Genomic DNA, 22,057 nt, shown 5'->3' on the forward strand with positions numbered 1-22,057 from the left:
CACGAGGACTCGTTCTCTAGCAGGACGACGAAGGAGGTCTGCGCAGTGATCTTCTCCGCCATCCCGTCCCCGCAGGGGCTCTACGACCCCGCTGCGGAGCGTGACGCCTGCGGCGTGGCGATGGTCGCCGACACCCGAGGCCGGCGTTCGCACGACATCGTCGTCGACGCGCTCACCGCGCTGGCCAACCTCGAACACCGCGGCGCCGCGGGCGCAGAGCCCACCAGCGGCGACGGCGCGGGCATCCTGCTCCAGCTGCCCGACGCGTTCCTGCGCGAGGTGCTCGACTTCGAGCTGCCCGCCGCGGGCGGCTACGCGGCCGGCATCGCGTTCCTGCCCGCCGCCGACGACGAGCGCGCCAAGGCCGTCGAGCTGGCCGAGCGGATCGCCGCCGAGGAGGGCCTGGAGGTCCTGGGCTGGCGCGACGTGCCGACCGACCCGGACAACGCCGGGGTCGGCCCCACCGCCCGCTCGGTGATGCCGCACTTCGCGATGCTGCTGGTCCGCGGCGAGGACGGCCGCACCGGCGTCGACCTGGACCGCCTCACGTTCGCCCTGCGCAAGCGGGTCGAGCACGAGTCGGTCGTGGCCGGCGCGGGCACCTACTTCCCGTCGCTGTCCGCCCGGACGATCGTCTACAAGGGCATGCTGACCACGGGCCAGCTGCCCGCGTTCTTCCCCGACCTGCGCGACGAGCGGCTCGCGTCCGCCATCGCCCTGGTCCACTCCCGCTTCTCCACCAACACCTTCCCGTCGTGGCCGCTGGCGCACCCGTTCCGGTACGTCGCCCACAACGGCGAGATCAACACCGTGCGCGGCAACCGCAACCGGATGCGGGCCCGCGAGGCGCTGCTGGCCTCCGACCTCATCCCGGGCGACCTGACCCGGCTGTTCCCGATCTGCCACCCCGAGGGGTCGGACTCGGCGAGCTTCGACGAGGTGCTGGAGCTGCTGCACCTCGGCGGCCGGAGCCTGCCGCACGCGGTGCTGATGATGATCCCCGAGGCGTGGGAGAACCACGCGTCGATGGACCCCGAGCGCCGCGCGTTCTACGAGTTCCACGCCAGCCTGATGGAGCCGTGGGACGGCCCGGCCTGCGTCACGTTCACCGACGGCTCCCTGGTCGGCGCGGTGCTCGACCGCAACGGCCTGCGCCCGGCCCGCTGGTGGCAGACCGCCGACGGCCGCGTCGTGCTGGCCTCCGAGACCGGCGTGCTCGACGTGCCCGCGGACCAGGTGGTGGCCAAGGGCCGCCTCCAGCCCGGCAAGATGTTCCTGGTCGACACCGAGCAGGGCCGCCTGGTCGACGACGACGAGGTCAAGTCGCGCCTGGCCGGGGAGTCGCCCTACGACGAGTGGCTGCACGCGGGCCTGCTGGAGCTGGCCGACCTCGCCGACCGCGAGCACGTCGTGCAGAGCCACGAGTCCGTGGTGCGCCGCCAGCGCACGTTCGGCTACACCGAGGAGGAGCTGCGGGTCCTGCTCGCCCCGATGTCCACGGCGGGCGCCGAGCCGCTGGGCTCGATGGGCACCGACACCCCGGTCGCCGCGCTCTCCCAGCGCTCGCGCCTGCTCTACGACTACTTCGTGCAGAACTTCGCCCAGGTCACCAACCCGCCGCTGGACGCGATCCGCGAGGAGATCGTCACCAGCGTCTCGCGGGTGATGGGCCCGGAGCAGAACCTGCTGGAGCCCGGCCCGGTCAGCTGCCGCCACATCAAGCTGACCTACCCGGTCATCGACAACGACGAGCTGGCCAAGCTCATCCACATCAACGACGACGGCGACCTGCCGGGCTTCGCGTGCACCGTCCTGTCCGGCCTGTACGAGGTGGACGGCGGCGGCCCGGCGCTGGCGGCGGCGATCGAGCGGGTGCGCCGCGAGGCGTCCGAGGCCATCGCGAACGGCGCGCGCACGCTCGTGCTGTCCGATCGCGACTCCGACCACCGGATGGCGCCCATCCCGTCGCTGCTGCTGGTCTCCGCGGTGCACCACCACCTGGTGCGCACCAAGGAGCGGCTGCGCGTGGCGCTCGTCGTGGAGACCGGTGACGCCCGCGAGGTGCACCACATCGCCGCGCTGCTCGGTTACGGCGCCGCCGCGGTCAACCCGTACCTGGCGTTCGAGACGATCGAGGACCTGATCGCCCAGGGCGCGATCACCGGCATCGAGCCGCGCAAGGCCGTGCGCAACTACGTGACCGCGCTGGTCAAGGGCACCCTGAAGATCATGTCCAAGATGGGCATCTCCACGGTCGGCGCCTACACCGCGGCCCAGGTGTTCGAGGCCGTCGGCCTGTCGAAGGACCTGCTGGACGAGTACTTCACCGGCACGGTGTCGAAGCTCGGCGGCGCGGGCCTGGACGTGCTGGCCGAGGAGGTGGCGCTGCGCCACCGCCGCGCCCACCCGGACAACCCGACCGACCGGGTGCACCGCCGGCTGGAGGTGGGCGGCGAGTACGCCTACCGCCGCGAGGGCGAGCTGCACCTGTTCACGCCGGAGACGGTGTTCCTGCTCCAGCACGCCACCAGGACCGGCAGGGAAGAGGTCTACCGCCGCTACACCGACGAGGTGGAGGCGCTGTCCCGCCAGGGCGGCACGCTGCGCGGCCTGTTCTCCCTGAGGACCGGGGACCGCACGCCCGTCCCGATCGACGAGGTCGAGCCGGTCTCCTCGATCGTCCGGCGCTTCAACACCGGCGCCATGTCCTACGGCTCCATCTCGGCCGAGGCGCACGAGACGCTGGCCATCGCGATGAACCGGCTCGGCGGCCGGTCCAACAGCGGCGAGGGCGGCGAGGACCCGGAGCGCCTGTACGACCCGGAGCGGCGCAGCGCGGTCAAGCAGGTCGCGTCCGGCCGGTTCGGCGTCACCTCCGAGTACCTGGTCAACGCCAGCGACATCCAGATCAAGATGGCGCAGGGCGCGAAGCCCGGCGAGGGCGGCCAGCTGCCCGGCTACAAGGTGTACCCGTGGATCGCGCGCACCCGGCACTCCACGCCGGGCGTCGGCCTCATCTCGCCGCCGCCGCACCACGACATCTACTCGATCGAGGACCTCGCCCAGCTCATCCACGACCTGAAGAACGCCAACGAGCAGGCCCGCGTGCACGTCAAGCTGGTCAGCGAGGTCGGCGTCGGCACGGTCGCGGCGGGCGTGGCGAAGGCGCACGCGGACGTCGTGCTCATCTCCGGCCACGACGGCGGCACCGGCGCGTCCCCGCTCAACTCGCTCAAGCACGCGGGCACGCCGTGGGAGATCGGCCTCGCCGAGACCCAGCAGACGCTGCTGCTCAACGGCCTGCGCGACCGCATCACCGTGCAGGTCGACGGCGCCCTGCGCACCGGCCGCGACGTGGTGGTCGCCGCCCTGCTCGGCGCCGAGGAGTTCGGCTTCGCCACCGCGCCGCTGATCGTCGCGGGCTGCGTGATGATGCGGGTCTGCCACCTCGACACCTGCCCGGTGGGCGTGGCCACGCAGAACCCGGAGCTGCGCAAGCGCTACACCGGCCAGGCCGACCACGTGGTGAACTTCTTCCACTTCGTCGCCCAGGAGGTGCGCGAGCACCTGGCCGCGCTCGGCTTCCGCACCATCGACGAGGCCGTCGGCCACGCCGAGCTGCTGGAGACCGACCGGGCCGTCGAGCACTGGAAGGCGGCCGGGCTGGACCTGTCGCCGGTGTTCGAGGTGCCCGAGACCCCGTACCGCACGGCCAAGCGCAAGGTCCGCGAGCAGGACCACGGCCTCGCGCAGGCCCTGGACCGCACGCTCATCCAGCTCGCCGAGGCGGCGCTGGAGGACGCGCACCCGGTGCGGCTGGAACTGCCGCTGCGCAACGTCAACCGCACCGTCGGCACCCTGCTCGGCGCGGAGGTCACCCGCCGCTTCGGCGGCGACGGCCTGCCCGACGACACGATCCACGTGACGTTCACCGGCTCGGCCGGCCAGTCGCTGGGCGCGTTCGTGCCGCGCGGCATCACGCTGGAGATGGTCGGCGACGCCAACGACTACGTCGGCAAGGGCCTGTCCGGCGGCCGGATCGTGGTCCGGCCGCACCCGGACGCGCCGTTCGCCGCCGAGCGGCAGGTCATCGCGGGCAACGTGATCGGCTACGGCGCGACGTCCGGCGAGATCTTCCTGCGCGGCCGGGTCGGCGAGCGGTTCTGCGTGCGCAACTCGGGCGCGCTGGCCGTGGCCGAGGGCGTGGGCGACCACGCGTTCGAGTACATGACCGGCGGCCGGGCCGTGGTGCTCGGGCCGACCGGCCGCAACCTGGCCGCGGGCATGTCCGGCGGCATCGCGTACGTGCTCGACCTGGACCCCGCCGCGGTCAACCGGGCGCAGGTCGAGCTCCAGCGGCCCGGCGCGGAGGACCTGCGCTGGCTGCGCGAGGTGGTCGAGAAGCACCACCAGCTCACCGGCTCCGCCGTGGCCGCGTCGCTGCTCGGCGACTGGCCCCGGCGTTCGGCCGGCTTCACCAAGGTCATGCCCGGCGACTACCAGCGCGTGCTCGAAGCGATGAGGCTCGCCCGCGCGGAGGGCAGGGACGTCGACCAGGCGATCATGGAGGCATCCCGTGGCTGACCCGTACGGCTTCCTGAAGCACCCCCGCGGCGAGGCGAAGAAGCGCCCCGCCGAGGAGCGGCTGGGCGACTGGGACGAGGTCTACCTCGACCTCGGGCCCGAGGCGCGCGACGCGCAGGTGCGCACCCAGGCGTCGCGGTGCATGGACTGCGGCGTCCCGTTCTGCCACTCGGGGTCGGCGGGCTGCCCGCTGGGCAACCTGATCCCGGAGTGGAACGACCTGGTGCGCCGGGGCGACTGGGGCCAGGCGTCGGACCGGCTGCACGCGACGAACAACTTCCCGGAGTTCACCGGGCGGCTGTGCCCCGCGCCGTGCGAGGCGGCGTGCGTGCTGTCGATCAGCCACGACGCGGGCGGCGCGGTCGCGATCAAGCGCGTCGAGCAGGCCATCGCGGACGTGTCCTGGGAGCAGGGGCTCGTGCAGCCCAGCCAGTCGCACGTCGCGTCCGGCAAGCGGGTCGCGGTCGTCGGCTCCGGCCCGGCCGGGCTGGCGGCGGCGCAGCAGCTGACGCGGGCCGGCCACGAGGTCACCGTCTTCGAGCGGGACGACCGGCTCGGCGGCCTGCTGCGCTACGGCATCCCCGAGTTCAAGATGGAGAAGAAGGTCCTCGACCGCCGCCTCGCGCAGCTGCGCAAGGAGGGCACGAGGTTCGTCACCGGCTGCGAGGTCGGCGTGGACCTGACCGTCGAGGAGCTGCGCGGGCAGTTCGACGCCGTGGTGCTGGCGGTGGGCGCCCTGCGCGGTCGCGACGACACCACGACGCCCGGCCGCGAGCTGACCGGCATCCACCTGGCGATGGAGCACCTGGTCCCGGCGAACCGGGCGTGCGAGGGCGACGGCGCGCCGTCGATCGACGCGGCGGGCAAGCACGTCGTGATCATCGGCGGCGGCGACACCGGCGCGGACTGCTACGGCACGGCGGCCCGCCAGGGCGCGGCCTCGGTGCTCCAGCTCGACCAGTACCCGATGCCGCCGTCGCAGCGCGACGACGAGCGCTCGCCGTGGCCGGTGTGGCCGTGGGTGCTGCGCACCTACCCCGCGCACGAGGAGGCGGGGGAGCGCAGGTTCGCGGTGGCCGTGGAGGAGTTCGTCGGCGACGAGCACGGGCGCGTGAAGCAGATCAAGCTGCGCAAGGTGCGCGTGGAGCGGGACGCCTCGGGCCGGCGCGTGGTCGTGCCGATGTCCGAGGAGGTCGAGCTGCTGCCCGCCGACCTGGTGCTGCTGGCGATCGGCTTCGAGGGCGTCGAGCACATGCCGCTGCTCGACCGGCTGGGCATCGCGCTGACCTCGCGCGGCACCATCTCGTGCGGTTCGGACTGGCAGACGCAGGCCCCCGGCGTGTTCGTCTGCGGCGACGCCCACCGCGGCGCGTCCCTGGTCGTGTGGGCCATCGCGGAGGGCCGCTCGGTGGCCAACGCGGTGGACCGCTTCCTGACCGGCTCGTCCGACCTGCCGTCGCCGGTGATCCCCAACCAGCTTCCGCTCGCCGTGGTGTAGGTGCCCCGGCCGCCCCGACAACGGCGTCGGGGCGGCCACGCACCACCCCCGCCGGTCAGGTGGCCGACGGCACGGGGCGCACCGACCGGATGCGGCTCACCGGGAACTCGCGGTGGCCCGCGTCGGTGGTCGCGGTCAGGTTGCCCGCCGCGTGGTCGACCGGCGTGACCACGTGCCGGACGGTGGTGCGCGGGCCGTTCGCCACGGCGATCTCCACCGACGTGCGGCTGACCAGGGCGTCCGCCAGCAGCACGACCTCCGAGTCGCGCAGCACCAGCGACTGGTCGCGCAGCAGCCGCACCGCGCCCGTGCGGCGGGACCGCACCTGCGGCGTGGCGGGGTGCGGGCGCTCGCGGTCCACCAGGGCGGCGGCCAGCGCGGTCAGCTCCTCCTCGGTCAGGTCCTTCCCGGTCGGCTCACCGCCGGTCGGCGCGTTCCCGGCCGACCCGCTCCCGGTCAGCCCGTTCCCGGCCGGCGCGTTCCCGGTCAGCGGCGCCCGTGCGGCGGGCGGGGGCGGCTCGACGCGGCGGCGGGGCACGCGGGCCACGAACGGGCCGCCGTCCGACGTCGGGGCGTAGCCCGCGGCGCGCAGGAGCGCCATCGTCTCCGGCACCGGCCGGGCGGAGGCCAGGACGGTCGGGGCCAGCGGGTGCAGGGACAGCCCGGCCAGCGCGCGGTGCCCGGCGATCTCGGCCAGCAGGACGGGGTCCTCGGCCCGCACGCAGCACGCCACCGCGGTCACCGCGACCTGACCGCGCTGCCGCGCCACCTCGTGCACCAGGCGCTCCAGGGCGGGCGGCACGCCGTGCGAGGCGGCGGAACCCAGGCGCGCCAGCAGCTCCCCGGGCTCGTGGCCCGCGTCCAGCGCCCGCCGCACGCTCGCCCCGCTGAACCGCCAGCCGCCGCTCGCGGCGTCGGCCGCCAGGTCCAGCACCTCGCACAGCTCCCGCGACGGCAGCCCGGCCACCGCCGCGGTCAGGTCGGGGCGCAGGTGCGCGGTCGTCGCGGCGGGCGGCACGAACCGGTCGGCCACCGCGGCCGTCGTCCCGCCCAGCACGGCGCGGCCCAGCGCGGACAGCGCGCCCAGCGCCACCAGGCCCACCGACTCGGCCTCCGCCAGCACGGCACCCGTCGCCGCCGGGTCGTGCACGGCGGGCCGCGACCACACCAGGTCGGCCACCACCTCGTGCCGGTGCTCGAACGCCTCGTCGGGTGCCAGCCGCGCGTACCGCTCCAGCACGCCGCGCCGCGCCCGGTCGCCCGCGCCCGCGGGGGGCGGTCCGGCCAGCGCCGCCCGCTGCCCGACCGCGGCCCACGTCATCCGCGGCCACGCGTCGGCCAGCGCGGCCAGCCGCGCGGCGGGCGGGGCGGCGCGCCAGCGGTCCGACGACCCGGTCGGCACCAGCCGGCGCGAGTCCTCGTCCACGCCCAGCAGCCGCGCCTCGGCCGCCAGCTCCAGCCACAGCCGCGCCCGGTCCTCCTCGACGCCCAGCGCGGCCGCGACCCGCCGCAGCTCGCGCAGGCCCACGCCGCTGCCGCACGCCACGTGCCGGGTGTCGCACAGCTCCACCAACCTGGTCACACCGTCCACAGTGGACGTGGCGGGCGCGGTGGCGGCCCGGTCGGCGAACCCCCGGTCCTGCCGCGCCCGGCGGGGCGCGCGCGGCGCGGGCGTGACCCGGCGCGCCGGCTCGCCGTCCGACGGGCGCAGCCCCGGGGAGGTGACCAGGGCGGGAGCCGCGGCCGGGCCCGAGGGGCCGGCCGGGTCGGGGGCGGGCTCAGCCGGCCACACCAGGGCGTGCGCGCGCAGCACGCCCAGCACCCGCTTCAGCTCGGCGCGCGCCGCCTTCCCGTTGCAGCGCAACGCCTCCGCCAACGCCTCGGTGCTCGCGCCCTCGCCCAGCCGCACCGCCGTGTCGAGCACGTCGCGGCACGCCCGGTCGAGGCCGTCGACGGCCCGCCGCAGCGACGACGCGGTGGTCAGCTCGTCGGCGAGCGCCCGGACCGTGCGGGGGCGGGCGCGGGCCGCGTCCCGGCGCAGCGCCAGGACCTCCCGGAGCTCCGGCGCGTCGAGTGCGCGCAGCCAGGCGACCAGCGCCGATTTCCTGCCCATCCGGACGATTATGCACCGGGCGTGATCACCTGGTCGCGGATCGCGGCGACACGTCCCGAAGGGGCCCGAAGCGCGGACGTAAGCTGTGCGCCGTGGAATTCACCGGCTTCGGCGAGTACGCGGTCGACTTCTTCGACGGGCTCGTGGTCGACAACTCCAAGGCGTACTGGGACGAGCACCGGCACGTCTACCAGGCCGACGTCCGGGCGCCGATGGAGGCGCTGCTCGCGGCGCTCGAACCGGAGTTCGGCCCCGGCAAGGTGTTCCGGCCGTACCGGGACGTGCGGTTCAGCAAGGACAAGACGCCCTACAAGGACCACTGCGGCGGCGTGGTCGAACTCGGCCGCGGCGGCGGGGCGCACTACGTCCAGGTCGGCACCGAGGGCCTGTTCGTGGCCGGCGGGTCGTTCGCGATGGCCCCCGACCAGCTCGCCCGCTACCGCGCCTCCGTCGTCGACGACCTGCGCGGCGAGCAGCTGGAGAAGCTGGTCACGGGCCTCGTCGAGGCCGGTTGGGAGCTGCGCGGGGACAAGCTCAAGCGCGCGCCGCGCGGCGGTGACCCGGAGCACCCCCGGATCGAGCTGCTCAAGCACCGGCGGATCTACGTGGCGAAGGTGTGGCCGCCCGACGACGCCCTGCACGAGCCGGAGTGCCTGGAGCGCGTCCGCGCCGCCTGGCGCGAGGTCACCCCGCTGGTCGACTGGTGCGCCGACCACGTCGGGCTCAGCGAGGTCGGCTTCCGCCGCTGACCGGCAGCAGCCGGAACACCAGCACCCCGACCGCGACGCCCGCCACGTCCACCAGCCCGTCCAGCACGTCGCCGCCGCGCCCCAGCGCGGTGAGGAGCCACTGGAGCACCTCCGAGACCACCGCGTAGCCGACCAGGCCGGCCACGAGCGGGACGCGCGGCAGCCGGGCGTACAGGCCGGTGACCGCGAGCAGGGCGAACAGCAGGCAGTGGACGACCTTGTCGGTCCCGGGAGGGGAGTCGGGCACACCTGACTGCGGGGTGAACAGGATGATGACGCTGAGCAACACCGCGGTCACGAACGGAAGGATTCTGGTGCCCACGAGGGCCATTCTCCCTGTTTCGCGGAGATTACCCCCGGGTACATCCTGATCGGTCCAGTGACAAGGACTACTCTGACCTAACGTGAGTCGACGCGCGAAGATCGTCTGTACGATGGGCCCTGCCACCGGGACCGAGGACAAGGTCAACGAGCTGGTGGCAGCCGGTATGGACGTGGCTCGGATGAACTTCAGCCACGGCAGCCATGCCGACCACAAGCAGGTCTACGACCTCGTCCGCAACGCGGCCGAGGCATCGGGCCGCGCGGTGGGCATCCTGGCTGACCTCCAGGGCCCCAAGATCCGGCTCGGCCGCTTCGCCCACGGTCCCGTGGAGTGGCGCACCGGCGACGTCGTGCGGGTGACCGTCGAGGACGTCGAGGGCACCCACGACCGGGTCTCCACCACCTACAAGCAGCTCGCCCAGGACGCCAGGGCCGGTGACCGGCTCCTGGTGGACGACGGCAAGGTCGGCCTGACCGTCCTGGAGGTCGACGGCCCCGACGTCGTCTGCGAGGTCACCGAGGGCGGCCCCGTCAGCAACAACAAGGGCCTGTCCCTGCCCGGCATGGACGTCTCCGTGCCGGCCCTGTCCGAGAAGGACATCGAGGACCTGGAGTTCGCGCTCAACCTGGGCGTGGACTTCATCGCCCTGTCGTTCGTGCGCTCGCCCGCCGACATCGACCTGGTCCACCAGGTCATGGACCGGGTCGGCCACGGCCGCAAGCCCGTCATCGCCAAGATCGAGAAGCCCGAGGCGGTCGACAACCTCGAAGCCATCGTGCTCGCGTTCGACGGCGTGATGGTCGCCCGCGGCGACCTGGGCGTCGAACTGCCGCTGGAGCACGTGCCGCTGGTGCAGAAGCGGGCGATCCAGATCGCCCGCGAGAACGCCAAGCCGGTGATCGTCGCCACCCAGATGCTCGACTCGATGATCACCAACTCCCGCCCGACCCGCGCCGAGACGTCCGACGTCGCGAACGCGGTGCTCGACGGCGCGGACGCGCTGATGCTGTCCGGCGAGACCTCGGTCGGCCGGTACGCCATCGAGTCGGTCAAGACCATGGGCCGCATCATCGAGGCCGTCGAGACCGAGTCCGTGCAGGTGCCGCCGCTGACGCACGTCCCGCGCACCAAGCGCGGCGTCATCTCCTACGCGGCGCGCGACATCGGCGAGCGGCTGAACGCCAAGGCGCTCGTCGCGTTCACCCAGTCCGGTGACACCGTGCGGCGGCTGGCCCGCCTGCACACGCACCTGCCGCTGCTGGCGTTCACGCCGGAGCCGAGCGTGCGCAGTCAGCTTTCTCTCACCTGGGGCACGGAGACGTTCATCGTGCCTAAGGTGGACTCCACCGACGAGATGGTCCGCCAGGTGGACCTGTCCATGCTGTCGATCGGCCGCTACCAGGCGGGCGACCTGATGGTGGTCGTGGCAGGCTCCCCGCCGGGGACCATCGGGTCCACCAACCTCATCCGGGTGCACCGCCTGGGGGAGGAAGACCACGCTTAGGAGATGACGTGACCGAGGCTGCCCGTGCCGCGGCGACCGCCGAGTTCTCGGACGTACCCCGGGACGCGGACGGTGTGCCCCACGGGCAGCCCGTGCTCGACCGCCTCGTCGCGCTGCTGGACCTGGAGCGCATCGAGGAGAACATCTTCCGCGGGGTGTCGCCCGCCGAGTCGCCCGTGCGGGTGTTCGGCGGGCAGGTCGCCGGGCAGGCGCTGGTGGCGGCCGGTCGGACCGTCGAGCCCGACCGGCACGTGCACTCCCTGCACTCGTACTTCATCCGCGGCGGCGACCCGAGGGCCCCGATCGTGTACGAGGTCGACCGCATCCGCGACGGCCGCTCGTTCACGACCCGGCGCGTGGTCGCCGTCCAGCACGGCAAGGCGATCTTCTCCCTCTCCGCGTCGTTCCAGCGCGACGAGCCGGGCCTGGACCACCAGGACCCCATGCCGGAGGTGCCGGAGCCGGAGTCGCTGCCCACCTACGCCGAGTCGGCCGCCGGGTACCTGGAGAAGGTCGGCATGGCCCGCCTGCCCAGGCCCATCGACATCCGGTACGTGACGACGCCGCCGTGGAAGGCCCGCGAGGTCGGCCCGACCGAGGCGCGCAGCCAGGTGTGGATGAGGGCGGACGGGAAGCTGCCCGACGACGAGCTGCTGCACGTGTGCGTGGTGGCCTACGCCTCCGACATGACCCTGCTCGACTCGGTGCTCGTCAAGCACGGCGTGTACTGGGGCACGGACAAGGTCCTGGGCGCGAGCCTGGACCACGCCATGTGGTTCCACCGCCGCTTCCGCGCCGACGAGTGGTTCCTGTACGACTGCGCCTCGCCGTCCGCGTCGGGCGCGCGGGGCCTCGCGACGGGCCGCTTCTACAGCCGCGACGGCCAGCTCGTGGCGACCGTGGTCCAGGAGGGCCTGCTCCGCGTCCTGTGACCCGCGTCACGCGCCCGGAGTGCCACGTCGGCGGGTGAGCCGGCCCCACCAGGGCATGACCACCAGTGCGACCGGGGTGACGGTGCCGTCCGACGCCCGCGAGGGGCCACCACCCGAGGGCGACCGGGAGCTGTGGCTGCGCGCCACCTCCCGGGGGCCGGACGCGGACGCCGCGTTCACCGGGCTGTTCGAGCGGCACGCCGAGGCGGTGTGGAACTACGCCTACCGGCTGACCGCGTCCTGGACCAGTGCCGACGACCTGCTGTCGGCGACGTTCCTCACCGCCTGGCGACTGCGGGCGCGGGTGGTGCTGACCCGCGAGTCGGCCCGGCCCTGGCTGTTCACCGTCACCGCCAACCTGGCCCGCGACGAGCGGCGGGCCGGGGCGCGGCTGCTGCGGCTGGTCCGGCGGCTGGGCGCGCGCGAGCCGCAGGCCGACCACGCCCAGGGGGTCGCCGACTCCGACGCCGCCGGGCGCCGGCTGCGGCGGGTCCTCGCGGCGGCGGAGCGGCTGCCCCGCGCCGAGCGCGAGGCCACCCGCCTGTGCCTGCTCGGCGGCATGTCCACCGCGGACGCCTCCGAACTGCTCGGCGTCACCGAGGCGACCGTGCGCTCCCGCGTGTCCCGCGCCCGCGCCCGGCTCCGCGACCTGACCCAGGAGGACGACGATGAGTGACCTCGGCCTGCCCGCCGAACGCCCCCTGCCCGACGACGTGCGCGGCTCGGCCCGGCTGAAGCTCCACGAGGGGATGCGCCGGCGGTCCCGGGCGCCGATCGCGGTGGCCGCGGTGGCGGTCCTGGGCATCGGTGCGGCGGTCGCGGCGCTGCTCCCCGGCGGCGCGCCCGCCGACCAGGCGGCGCTGCTCCCCGGCGGCGCGCCCGCCGACCAGGCGGCGCGGCGGTCGGCGATCCCCGAACTGCCGATGCCCGACCAGGACCACCGGTACCGGGTCCGCGAGGGCGTGGCGCCCGCCGGCGCGCCGGACCGCTGCGGGGCGGCGCCGGGGTGGGCGCCGGTCGCCACCGCGTCCAAGGACCGGGTGGACCTGGTCGCCTTCACGACGCCCGCCGGCGTGGTGTTCTGCGAGCTGACGCCCGCCGCGGTGGCGGTGTCGCCGCCGGTCGCCGACCCCGGCGCCCTCGCGGTGTCGTTCAGCACCGCCACCGGCTCGCTGGCCGGGTTCACCGGCCCCGACCCGAGGGACTTCGCGCTGGGGCCCGACGCGGGGTCGCCCCGGGCGTACACCGCGCGCTTCGGCACCGTCTGGCTCGCGCCCAACTCCCACCGGGTCGACGGCGACCGGGTCACCGCCGTCCGCGAGGTCCGCGACTCCGCCGAGATCCAGGAGCACGTCGTACTGGCGGCCCCGGCCCCCGCGGCGACCGTCACCGACCGCGAGGTGCCCGACGGCGACCGCACCGACCCGGCGGCGGCCCTCCGCCTGGCGCGGTGCCTGGAGGCGCGCAACCCGCCGGTGGCCGACGCCGACGCGTGGCGGGCGGGGATGGACACCACCGCCGTGCTCGGCGAGTCGATCCAGCTCGGCTTCTACGACGGGCTGGTCGTGACCTGCCACGACGGCGAGAGCGAGGTGGTGGACACGGCCCGCGTGCCCGAGGCGCGTGCGCCCCGCACCGGGGTCCTCGGCGACACCGTGCGCGGGACGGCCGTCTTCTACGGGTTCACCGCGCGGACCGATCCCGAGAGCGGCGGGGAGTCCTGGTCGAGCGACTCGCTGGCCCTGCTCGGCGAGGTCGTGGACGACCGGGTGGCCACCGTCGTCCTGACCGTGCCCGGCCACGGCGAGGCGTCGGCGGCACCGGTCGCCGGCAGCGTCGCCGTCCCCGTGCCGGGCGACGGGGACATGACGGCGACGGGCACGGTGACCACCCGCGACGCCGCCGGCGCGGTGCTGGAGACCATCGCCTTCACCTTCGGGTGATGCCGGGGACGCGCCACCGGGAGGCCCCTGGTGGCGCATCCCGTCACCCGTCCAGCGCCTCCCACAGCGCCCGCACGTGGTGCTCCCGGGTCCCCTCGGCCCCGATCGCCACCCGGATCGCGAACCGGCCGCCCACCGTCGTGTGCGTGACGAAGGCGCGGCCCGACTCGTTGACCCGCTCCGCGGCGGCCCTGGTCACCTCGTCCCCGCCCCGGTGCGCGATCGTGACCAGCGACAACGTGCGCGGCGCGACCAGCTCCCAGTCCGCCGACGCCCCGACCCACGACTCCAGCAGGGCGGCCAGCGCCACGTGCCCGCGCAGGTGGGCCCGCACGCCCTCCAAGCCGTACCAGCGCAGCACCGCCCACAGCTTCAGCGCGCGGAACCGGCGGCCCAGCGGGACCTGCCAGTCGCGGTAGTCGACGACCGCGCCCGACTCGGTCGCGGTGTTGCGCAGGTACTCCGGCAGGATCGTCAGGGCGTCCACCAGCACGTCCGGGTGGGCCGTCCAGAACAGCGACAGGTCGAACGCGGTGAGCATCCACTTGTGGGCGTTCGCGGTGAACGAGTCGGCCCGCTCCAGGCCGTCGAACAGGTCGCGGAACTCGGGGCACAGGGCCGCCGGGCCCGCCCACGCGGCGTCCACGTGCAGCCAGGTCCCGTGCTCGGCGCACACGGCGGCGATCTCGCGCACCGGGTCGACCGCGCCGGTGCCGGTGGTGCCGACCGTCGCGCACACCAGGACCGGCCGCCGGCCCGCCGCCACGTCGGCGCGCACCACCTCGGCGAGCGCCGAGGCGTCCATGGCCAGGGTGGACGGCGAGACCGGGACGGACCGCACGGCCCGCTCGCCGAGCCCGGCCATCCGCGCCGCCCGCTCCAGCGACGAGTGGGTCTGCGACGACACGTACACGGTCTCCGCACCGTCCACGCCGGACCGCCGCCACGTGCCGCCGGACGACCGGTGCAGCGCCGCCAGCAGCGCGACCAGCGCGGCGGACGACGCGGTGTCCTGGACGACGCCGCCGCCCAGGAACGACTCCGGCAGGCCCATCGCGCCGACCAGCTCGTCCATCAGGTGCTGCTCGACCTCGGTCGCGGCGGGCGAGGTGGACCACAGCATCCCCTGCACGCCCAGGCCCGACGACAGCAGGTCGCCGAGCACCGACGGCAGGGACGCGTTCGACGGGAAGTACGCGTAGAACCCGGGGTGCTGCCAGTGCGTCGTGCCGGGCAGCACGACCCGGTCGAGGTCGGCGAGCAGCGGCCCGAACCCCTCGCCGTGCTCGGGCAGGGCGGCGAGCCGCTCCCGCACCCAGCCCGGCTCCACCCGGGACCGCACCGGGAACTCCTCGACGCGGGCGCGGTAGTCGGCGATCCAGTCGACCACCTCGTGGCCGATCCGGCGGAACTCCTCAGGCTTCATGCGCAGCACGGTAGACGCGCCGCCTGCGGTGGGTCGGCCGCCGGTCGCCGGGCGGGGTCAGGGCGCGGGTCTCGACGCGTTCGAGCACCACCGAGCTGGTCAGGTTCCGCACCTCGGTGCGGGAGGCGATCTTGTCCACCAGGAACGCCTGGAGGTGCGTGCTGTCGGCGACCGCGATGTGCACCAGGAAGTCGGCGGTGCCGCTGACGTGGAACAGCGAGCGGGTCTCCGGCTGCGCCATCACGTACGCCCGGAACGCGGCCACCACCGGGCGGGTGTGCGGGCGCACGTTCACCGAGACGACGGCCTCCAGCGGCAGGCCGGCCGCGCGCGGGTCGACCACGGCGTGGAAACCGGTGATCACGCCCAGCTCGCGCAGCCGGCGGACCCGTTGCAGGCACGTCGAGGGCGCGATGCCCACCAGGTCGGCCAGCGCCCGGTTCTGGAGGGTGGCGTCGTTCTGCAACTCCTCCAGGATCTGCCAGTCGACCGAATCCAGTTCGGCTGTTCCGCCCACAACCGCACACCGTACGGGTGGGGTGGAACGAACCGAACGCGCGTCACACGATCGCGTCGTGCACATCGCCTGGACGTCCTTCCTGCTCGCGCTCGTCGTGGTCACCGTCGTGCCCGGTCCGGACTTCGTGCTGGTGACCGGTGCCGCGGTGCGCGGCGTGCGGCACGGCGCGGTGACGGCGCTGGGCGTGGTGACCGGGCTGCTCGCGCACGCCGCGCTCGCGACCGCGGGCCTGTCCGCGCTGGTGGCGGCGGCCCCGGCGGCGCTGCTCGCGGTGAAGGCGGTGGGCGCGGCCTACCTCGTGTACCTCGGGTTCACGACGCTGCGCGCGGCCCGGCGCGGCGGCCCGATCCGCCGTGCGGCGACGTCCGACCGGTCGTTGTTCCTGCGCGGCCTGCTGTGCGACCTGCTCAACCCCAAGGTGATGCTGACCTTCCTCAGCCTCGTCCCGCAGGCGATGGACCCGACCGCCCCGCCGCTGCCCCAGGCGGCGCTGCTGTCGGCGGTCGCGGTGGCCGTCTTCGCCTGCTTCTGGGCGGTCGTCGTGCCCCTGGCGGGCCGCCTGTCGACCTGGCTGGCCCACCCCCGCGTCCGCCCCGCCTTCGACCGCCTGTGCGGCACGGCCCTCCTCGGCATGGCCGCCTCCGTCCTGGTCGCCTGACCCGAGAGTCCAACCCCCAGACCTCGAGAGTCCAACCTCCAGGTCCCGAGAGTCCAACGCTCAGGCCCGGTGAGTTCTTCACCCACGCCGAACGGTGTGAGTCCCGAACGCAGAACTCAGGGGTCCTGAGCGTTGGACTCTCGAGGCCCTGGCGTTGGACTCTCGGGTCTTGAGCGTTGGACTCTCGGGACCTGGGCGTTGGACTCTCGGGGGGCGGGGAAAGTCGTTATGGTGTCGCGCACCAGCCGTCTCCTGGGGGTAAGTCCGGCTCGGGCGAGAGGATCGGTATGCGCACACCAGGGGACGCCGACGCGGTGACGGCCGCGCAGCGCGGTGAGCCCGGCGCGTTGGACGCGCTGGTGGCGGCCTACCTGCCGCTGGTCTACAACGTCGTCGGGCACGCCCTCGGCGGGCACCCGGACACCGACGACGTGGTGCAGGAGACCATGCTGCGCGCGGTGGACGGCCTGTCGAAGCTCCAGGACCCCGGGTCGTTCCGGTCCTGGCTGCTCGTCATCGCGATGAACCAGGTCCGCGACCGGCACCGGCGGAACACGCCCCTGCCGGTGGACCACGAGGTGCTCGACCGCGCCGACCCCGGCGCCGACTTCGCCGACTTCGCCATCACGCGCCTCCAGCTGCGCGGGCAGCGGCGCGAGGTCGTGGCCGCCACCCGCTGGATCGGGGACGACGAGCGCGAGCTGCTGTCGCTGTGGTGGCTGGAGTCGGTCGGCCGGATCACCCGCGCCGAGCTGGCCGAGGCGCTGGGCCTCACGCCGCAGCACGCCGCCGTGCGCGTGCAGCGGATGAAGGCGCAGCTCGACGCCGCCCGCGTGGTGGTGCGGGTGCTGGCCATGCCGCGCTGCGGCGACCTGGCCGCCGTCACCTCCGACTGGGACGGCGCGCCCAGCGCGCTGTGGCGCAAGCGGATCGTGCGGCACGCCCGCGAGTGCACCCGGTGCGCGCGCGGCTTCGACGACCTGGCGAACGTGGACGGCCTGGTCGCCCGCATCCCGCTCGTGCCGCTGCCGCCCGGCCTCGACCTGCTCGGGCAGACGGGGGTCGCCGCCCTCCCGGCGGACCCGACGGTCGTCGCGCACCCCGCGTCGGTCGCGCACCCCGCGTCGAAGGGCGCGCTCGCGGTGAAGAAGGGGTTCTGGGCGCACGCCGCCGCCAAGCCGCTGGTCGCCGCGGCGGCCGTGGTCGCGGTCGCCGGCGGGGTGGTGCTGCTGCCGAACGACCCGCCGCCGCGGCCCCTGCCGGTGGCCGCGCCGGTCGCCGCCACGACCACCACGACCGTGCCCGTCACGGCCGCGCCCACCACGACGACCACGACCACCACCACGACGACGACCACCACGACGACCGCGCCCGAGGTGGTCGCCGCACCGCCGCCGCCCCGGCCGCCCGCCACCAGGTCGGTCAAGAAGGGCGTCAGCACCTGGAACTTCGACGGCGTCTCGACGGCGCTGTCCGACGTCGGCGCGGGCTGGGTCTACAACTGGGCGACGAACCCGGAGGACGTGCGGGTCCCGCCGGGCGTCGAGTACGTGCCGATGATCTGGGGCGCGAAGGCGGTGACCCCGGCGAACCTGGAGGCGGTGAAGCGGCAGGGCACCACCCTGCTCGGGTTCAACGAGCCCGACCTCGGCGAGCAGTCGAACATGACCGTGGAGCAGGCGCTGGACCTGTGGCCGCAGCTCCAGGCGACGGGGATGCGCCTGGGCAGCCCGGCCGTGGCCCACAGCGGCGACAAGCCGGGCGGCTGGCTCGACCGGTTCATGGCGGGGGCGAGGGCGCGGGGCCTGCGCGTCGACTTCATCGCGCTGCACTGGTACGGCTCGGACTTCGGCCCGGCCGCCGTCGGGCACCTGAAGAACTACCTGGACGCGGTGAGCGCCCGGTACGGCCTGCCGGTCTGGCTGACCGAGTACTCGCTGATGGACTTCTCCGGCGGCGGCGTGCGCTACCCGGACGAGCGGCAGCTGGCCGACTTCGCCGGCGGGTCGTCGCGGATGCTGGAGGGGTTGTCCTACCTGGAGCGGTACGCGTGGTTCGCGCTGCCCGCGGACAAGCCGGGCACGGGGCTGTACCTGCCCGGCGGCACGCCCAACCGGGCCGGCGAGGCATACCGCGCCACCGGTTAGGTGAGCGCCCGCCGCCGCTGGTCGTGCAGCGGCGGCGGGCAGCTCCGCCCCCTCACGGGAGGTCGTCGAACAACCGCTCCCAGCGGCCGTCGAAGCCGCCGTTGGCGGCCAGGTGCCAGCCCGGCGGCAGCCACGTGCCGCGTTCACGGCTCCGCGCGTCGTCGAGACCGCCGTCGTGCACGAAGTACTCGTGCTGCCGCCAGTACGCGCCGTGCGAGGCGGGGTCGCCGCTCACCGCGCCGCGCGTGCGGCCGGCGCTGTCCACGCCGGTGCCCGCGAACCCGCCGAAGTCGTCGGAGCCGGACGGCGTGTCCTCGCCCAGCTCGGCGGAGTACGCGCCGAAGAACCACGCCTTCGACGGGTAGCCCTCGCGGCCGTCGCTCAGGTCGGGCGCGGCGTCGTCGCGCGACCGGGTCAGGAACCGCTGCCGGCCCGCGGGGACGCCGAGCGCCGGCTCCTCCAGCAGCACGTCCACGGACTCGTCGGCCAGCCAGTGCCGCTGCCAGTCCCCGCCCGACCAGTGCGTCGGCACGATGTCGGCCAGGTCCTGCAACTCGTAGGTCAGCCGCTTGACCTGCGGCCACGTCACCTTCGTGCCGTTGTCGACCCGGCTCGCGGCGGACGGGGTCAGCGGGACCGCGCCGAACGCCGCCACCGCGTCCGCCGCGCCACCGGGCACGAACGCGTAGTGCACGTTGCGCGCGTCGTCGGCGCCGGAGATGTGCACCTCGGCCTTCGCCCCGGACGCCATGCGGTCCGCGATCGTCGCCCACGGGTCGGTGGCGTAGCGCAGCTCGTGCCCGTGCGGCCCGATGTCCGGCAGGTCGAAGTCGCTCTCGTCGGCCTGCCACAGCAGCAGGTGCGAGCCGAGGAAGCGCACGTCCGGGTCGGACGCCCGGCGCATCACGTGGTCCTTGTGGTGGGTGACGGTGGCGTTGGCGAACGACTCGCCCGCCCCGCCCGGCGTGCCGGTGACGCCGCGCACGACGACCTCCACCCGCTCCCAGTCGTGGATCTCCTTCGCGTCCTTGTCGGCCGCGTGGTAGACGTGGTAGAGCAGGACCAGGGACTTGGAGCCGTTCTCGGTGAACTCCAGCAGCGCGGTGTAGAGGGTGGGCCGGATTCGCCAGTCCGGGTGACCGCCCGCCACGTACGAGGGAACGTCGCGCCAGTTCGCCCGGTTCGTGGCGTGGTTCCCGTCGCGGTCGAAGTCGAAGTTGGTGATCCAGTCGCGGCCGGCCTTGCCGTCGTTCTCGTCGCCGCGCTTGAGGATCACCGGCGCGTAGTGGGTCAGGTAGGCCCGGCGCTGCGCGGCGGTCAGCGCCCACGCCGCCGACGCCTGGCCGGGGACCAGGAGGGTGGCCGCCACGAGCGCCGCCACGAGGGCGGGCACGAGCGCGGTCGCGCGAGGTCGTCTCATCGCTCGATCGTGGGCCGCCCGGCGCCGGACCGCGCCCCGCGACCGGGACGCGGTTCGGCACACCGCAATGGCCGCACCGCGATGGCCGCACCGCGATGGCCGCACCGCGATGGCCGCACCGCAGCGGGTGTACCGCAGCGGGTGTACCGCAGGGCGTGCACCGCAGGGCGTGCACCGCAGGGCGTGCACCGCAGGGCGTGCACCGCAGCGGGCCCGCCCGGCAGCCGCCGTCACCGGGGCGGGCCCGCTCTCCCCGGGGGACCCGGGGAACGGGGACCCCGTCATCGGGACGGGTCCCCGCCGTCATCGGCTCAGGCGACGGTCCACTTCTGGTTCGCCGCGCCCGTGCAGGTCCACAGCTGGAGCCTGGTGCCGTCCGCGCTGGTGTTGCCGGTGACGTCGAGGCACTTGTCCGCCGCCGGGTTCACCAGGTCGCGCCCGGCCGTGTGGGTCCACTGCTGGTTCGGGGTCCCGCCGCACGTCCACAGCTGGAGCTGCGCGCCGTCCGCCGTCGACCGGTCCTTCACGTCGAGGCACTTGCCCAGCGCGCGGACCGTGCCGTCGCCCGGCCGGGTCCACTGCTGCGCCGCCGACCCGTTGCAGGTGTGGAGCTGCACCGCCGTGCCGTCGGCCGAGGAGCCGCCCGCCACGTCGACGCACTTGCCGCCCAGGCCGGTGATGGCGCCGCCGCCCACCGGCGGGTTGCCGCCGCCCGGCGTGCCCGACCAGGTGAACGTGGCCGTGGTGCGCGCCGGCAGGGTGTAGGTGAACGCCTGGTTGCCCCAGTTCACCCGCACCGACTGGGACGACGTGCCGCCGTTGTGCGCGATCAGGGCCTTCGAGCCGTCCGGGTTCTTGTAGGCCACGTTCTGCACGGTGCCGTTGGCGGTCGAGTCGATCCGGTGCGCGCCCGGCTTCACGAACTTCGTCAGGTGACCGGTCGTGTAGTACTCGATCGTGTAGTCGACCTGCCCGGCGCGCGAGCCGCCCTCCTGCACGGTGATCAGGCCGGTGCACGTGCCGCAGCCGCCGTTGTGCGGGCCCATGTTCTGGTTGAGCCCGAGGCTCCACTTGACCAGGCTGCCGCTCCAGTTGCGGGCGTAGTTGACGATGTCGGCCATGTCCTCGTTGTGCTGGTTCGAGATCCACGTGCCGCCGGAGTGCTCGGTGCTGAACTGCTTCACGTTCGGGTACTGGTCGTGCACCTGCGTGCCCACGGTCGGCTCGCCGAAGTAGCCGTGCCAGGCGATGCCGCCGAACAGCGGGTCGTTGCGCACGCCCGCGTCGTTCAGGATGCCCGCGCCGAAGTTGGCGTAGTCGCCGTAGTTCCAGTCGTGCACCAGCACCTTGGTGGTGATGCCCGCCGCGCGGAACGCCGGGTAGACGAAGTTCTTGGTGAACTCGACCAGGCCGGCCGGGTTCCAGCTCATGCCCGGGTAGTCCATCTCGGTCGGGTTGCCCGCCTTGCAGCAGTTCGGCTCGTTCTGCACCGAGACGTAGTCGACCGGGATGCCCGCGTTCTGGTAGCTCTGCACGTACTTGACCAGGTACTGCGCGTAGGTGGGGTAGTGCTCCCACTTGAGCCAGCCCATCTGGTCCATGCGGCCGTTGTCCTTCATCCAGCCCGGCGCGCTCCACGGCACGCCCTTGACCCGCAGCTGCGGGTTGAGCTGTTTGGCCTGCTGGGTCAGCAGCCGCACGTTCGTGTCGTAGCCGTTGGCCCCGAAGTCGTTGAGGTCGCAGCACGTGTCGTCGAGCGAGACGTTGCCCGGCCGCGACAGGTCGGACGCCCCGATCGGGTTGCGCACGAACGACAGGCCGATGCCGTCGACGGGGTGGAACAGCTTGCGCATCACCGCGTCGCGCGTCGCCGCGGAGACGGGGCCGCCGCGCAGCAGGTAGGCGGTGGTGTCGGTGATCGACGCGCCGCCGCCCTCGAACTGCTGGTAGGTCGTGCCCTCGTTGACGGTGACGGTGTGCGCGGCGCCGCCCGCGCTGGTGCTGAACGCGACGGGGGCCTGCGGCTGGAGCCCGCGGGTGACCGTGCGGCCACCGCTGTCGGAGGTGGTGGTCAGGTGGACGGCGACCGACTCGCCCGCGGCGATCGCGGCGGGGGAGGGCAGGGCCGTGGCGGTGGCGGCGACGGCTACCGCCGCGACGCCGGCGCTGATGAAAGCCCGACGGTGGGAAAAGGGCACCCCGGACTCCTTTCACGACGTTGTGGACAGGGTCATCGGC

Annotated in this window: 15 protein-coding genes; 9 read left to right on the top strand and 6 right to left on the bottom strand. The window is 74.2% G+C overall.

Annotated features, from left to right (window positions below; genetic code table 11):
- The first annotated feature begins 45 nt into the window (after nt 1-45).
- Both gltB and ACR807_RS00265 read left to right on the top strand, forming a co-directional pair.
- Nucleotides 46-4,584, top strand: a complete 4,539-nt coding sequence (gene gltB, locus ACR807_RS00260; RefSeq protein ID WP_438919090.1) for a glutamate synthase large subunit — start codon at nt 46-48, stop codon at nt 4,582-4,584.
- Nucleotides 4,577-6,082, top strand: a complete 1,506-nt coding sequence (locus ACR807_RS00265; protein WP_438919091.1) for a glutamate synthase subunit beta — start codon at nt 4,577-4,579, stop codon at nt 6,080-6,082. The genes gltB and ACR807_RS00265 overlap by 8 nt, the downstream gene beginning before the upstream one ends.
- 55 nt (nt 6,083-6,137) lie before the next feature.
- Here ACR807_RS00265 and ACR807_RS00270 read toward each other — a convergent pair whose 3' ends face one another.
- Nucleotides 6,138-8,195 (bottom strand): helicase-associated domain-containing protein, encoded by a 2,058-nt coding sequence (locus ACR807_RS00270; protein ID WP_438919092.1) that lies wholly within the window; start codon nt 8,193-8,195, stop codon nt 6,138-6,140.
- 92 nt (nt 8,196-8,287) lie between these two features.
- Here ACR807_RS00270 and ACR807_RS00275 point away from each other — a divergent pair, with 92 nt between their 5' ends.
- On the top strand, nt 8,288-8,944 hold the full coding sequence (locus tag ACR807_RS00275; RefSeq protein ID WP_438919093.1) for a DUF2461 domain-containing protein: 657 nt from the start codon (nt 8,288-8,290) through the stop codon (nt 8,942-8,944).
- Here ACR807_RS00275 and ACR807_RS00280 read toward each other — a convergent pair.
- Entirely contained in the window at nt 8,919-9,242 is a 324-nt protein-coding gene (locus tag ACR807_RS00280) for a VanZ family protein (RefSeq protein ID WP_438919094.1), read from the bottom strand. The genes ACR807_RS00275 and ACR807_RS00280 overlap by 26 nt on opposite strands.
- A gap of 106 nt (nt 9,243-9,348) precedes the next feature.
- On the opposite strand from ACR807_RS00280, the gene pyk reads away from it, so the two are divergent.
- From pyk to ACR807_RS00300, 4 genes are read left to right on the top strand one after another with little or no spacing between them, the layout of a single operon-like run.
- The gene (pyk, locus tag ACR807_RS00285) at nt 9,349-10,773 is read left to right on the top strand and encodes a pyruvate kinase (protein ID WP_438919095.1); all 1,425 of its coding nucleotides are present in this window, start codon (nt 9,349-9,351) and stop codon (nt 10,771-10,773) included.
- 8 nt (nt 10,774-10,781) lie between these two features.
- Complete coding sequence (gene tesB / locus ACR807_RS00290; protein ID WP_438919096.1) at nt 10,782-11,705, top strand: acyl-CoA thioesterase II; 924 nt, start codon at nt 10,782-10,784, stop codon at nt 11,703-11,705.
- 55 nt (nt 11,706-11,760) lie between these two features.
- On the top strand, nt 11,761-12,381 hold the full coding sequence (locus ACR807_RS00295) for an RNA polymerase sigma factor (protein WP_438919097.1): 621 nt from the start codon (nt 11,761-11,763) through the stop codon (nt 12,379-12,381).
- A complete protein-coding gene (locus ACR807_RS00300; protein ID WP_438919098.1) occupies nt 12,374-13,648 on the top strand; it encodes a hypothetical protein in 1,275 nt (424 codons plus the stop codon). Before ACR807_RS00295 ends, ACR807_RS00300 begins: the two co-directional genes overlap by 8 nt.
- 43 nt (nt 13,649-13,691) lie before the next feature.
- Here the strand turns inward: ACR807_RS00300 and ACR807_RS00305 are convergent, their stop codons facing one another.
- Nucleotides 13,692-15,074: a pyridoxal phosphate-dependent decarboxylase family protein gene (locus tag ACR807_RS00305; RefSeq protein WP_438919099.1), complete on the bottom strand. Its 1,383-nt coding sequence runs from the start codon at nt 15,072-15,074 to the stop codon at nt 13,692-13,694.
- Nucleotides 15,064-15,591: an Lrp/AsnC family transcriptional regulator gene (locus tag ACR807_RS00310; protein ID WP_438919100.1), complete on the bottom strand. Its 528-nt coding sequence runs from the start codon at nt 15,589-15,591 to the stop codon at nt 15,064-15,066. Before ACR807_RS00310 ends, ACR807_RS00305 begins: the two co-directional genes overlap by 11 nt.
- A gap of 58 nt (nt 15,592-15,649) precedes the next feature.
- Between ACR807_RS00310 and ACR807_RS00315 the strand changes: the two genes are divergently transcribed.
- On the top strand, nt 15,650-16,252 hold the full coding sequence (locus tag ACR807_RS00315) for a LysE family translocator (protein WP_438919101.1): 603 nt from the start codon (nt 15,650-15,652) through the stop codon (nt 16,250-16,252).
- 287 nt (nt 16,253-16,539) lie between these two features.
- Nucleotides 16,540-18,399 (top strand): sigma-70 family RNA polymerase sigma factor, encoded by a 1,860-nt coding sequence (locus ACR807_RS00320; protein ID WP_438919102.1) that lies wholly within the window; start codon nt 16,540-16,542, stop codon nt 18,397-18,399.
- 52 nt (nt 18,400-18,451) lie between these two features.
- On the opposite strand, the gene ACR807_RS00325 is transcribed toward ACR807_RS00320, so the two are convergent.
- The gene (locus ACR807_RS00325; RefSeq protein ID WP_438919103.1) at nt 18,452-19,819 is read right to left on the bottom strand and encodes a hypothetical protein; all 1,368 of its coding nucleotides are present in this window, start codon (nt 19,817-19,819) and stop codon (nt 18,452-18,454) included.
- Nucleotides 19,820-20,130: 311 nt separating this feature from the next.
- A complete protein-coding gene (locus tag ACR807_RS00330) occupies nt 20,131-22,017 on the bottom strand; it encodes a ricin-type beta-trefoil lectin domain protein (RefSeq protein ID WP_438919104.1) in 1,887 nt (628 codons plus the stop codon).
- Between the last annotated feature and the right edge of the window lie 40 nt (nt 22,018-22,057).

Source organism: Saccharothrix sabaoui (genome assembly GCF_051756985.1).
Taxonomy (GTDB): Bacteria; Actinomycetota; Actinomycetes; order Mycobacteriales; family Pseudonocardiaceae; genus Actinosynnema.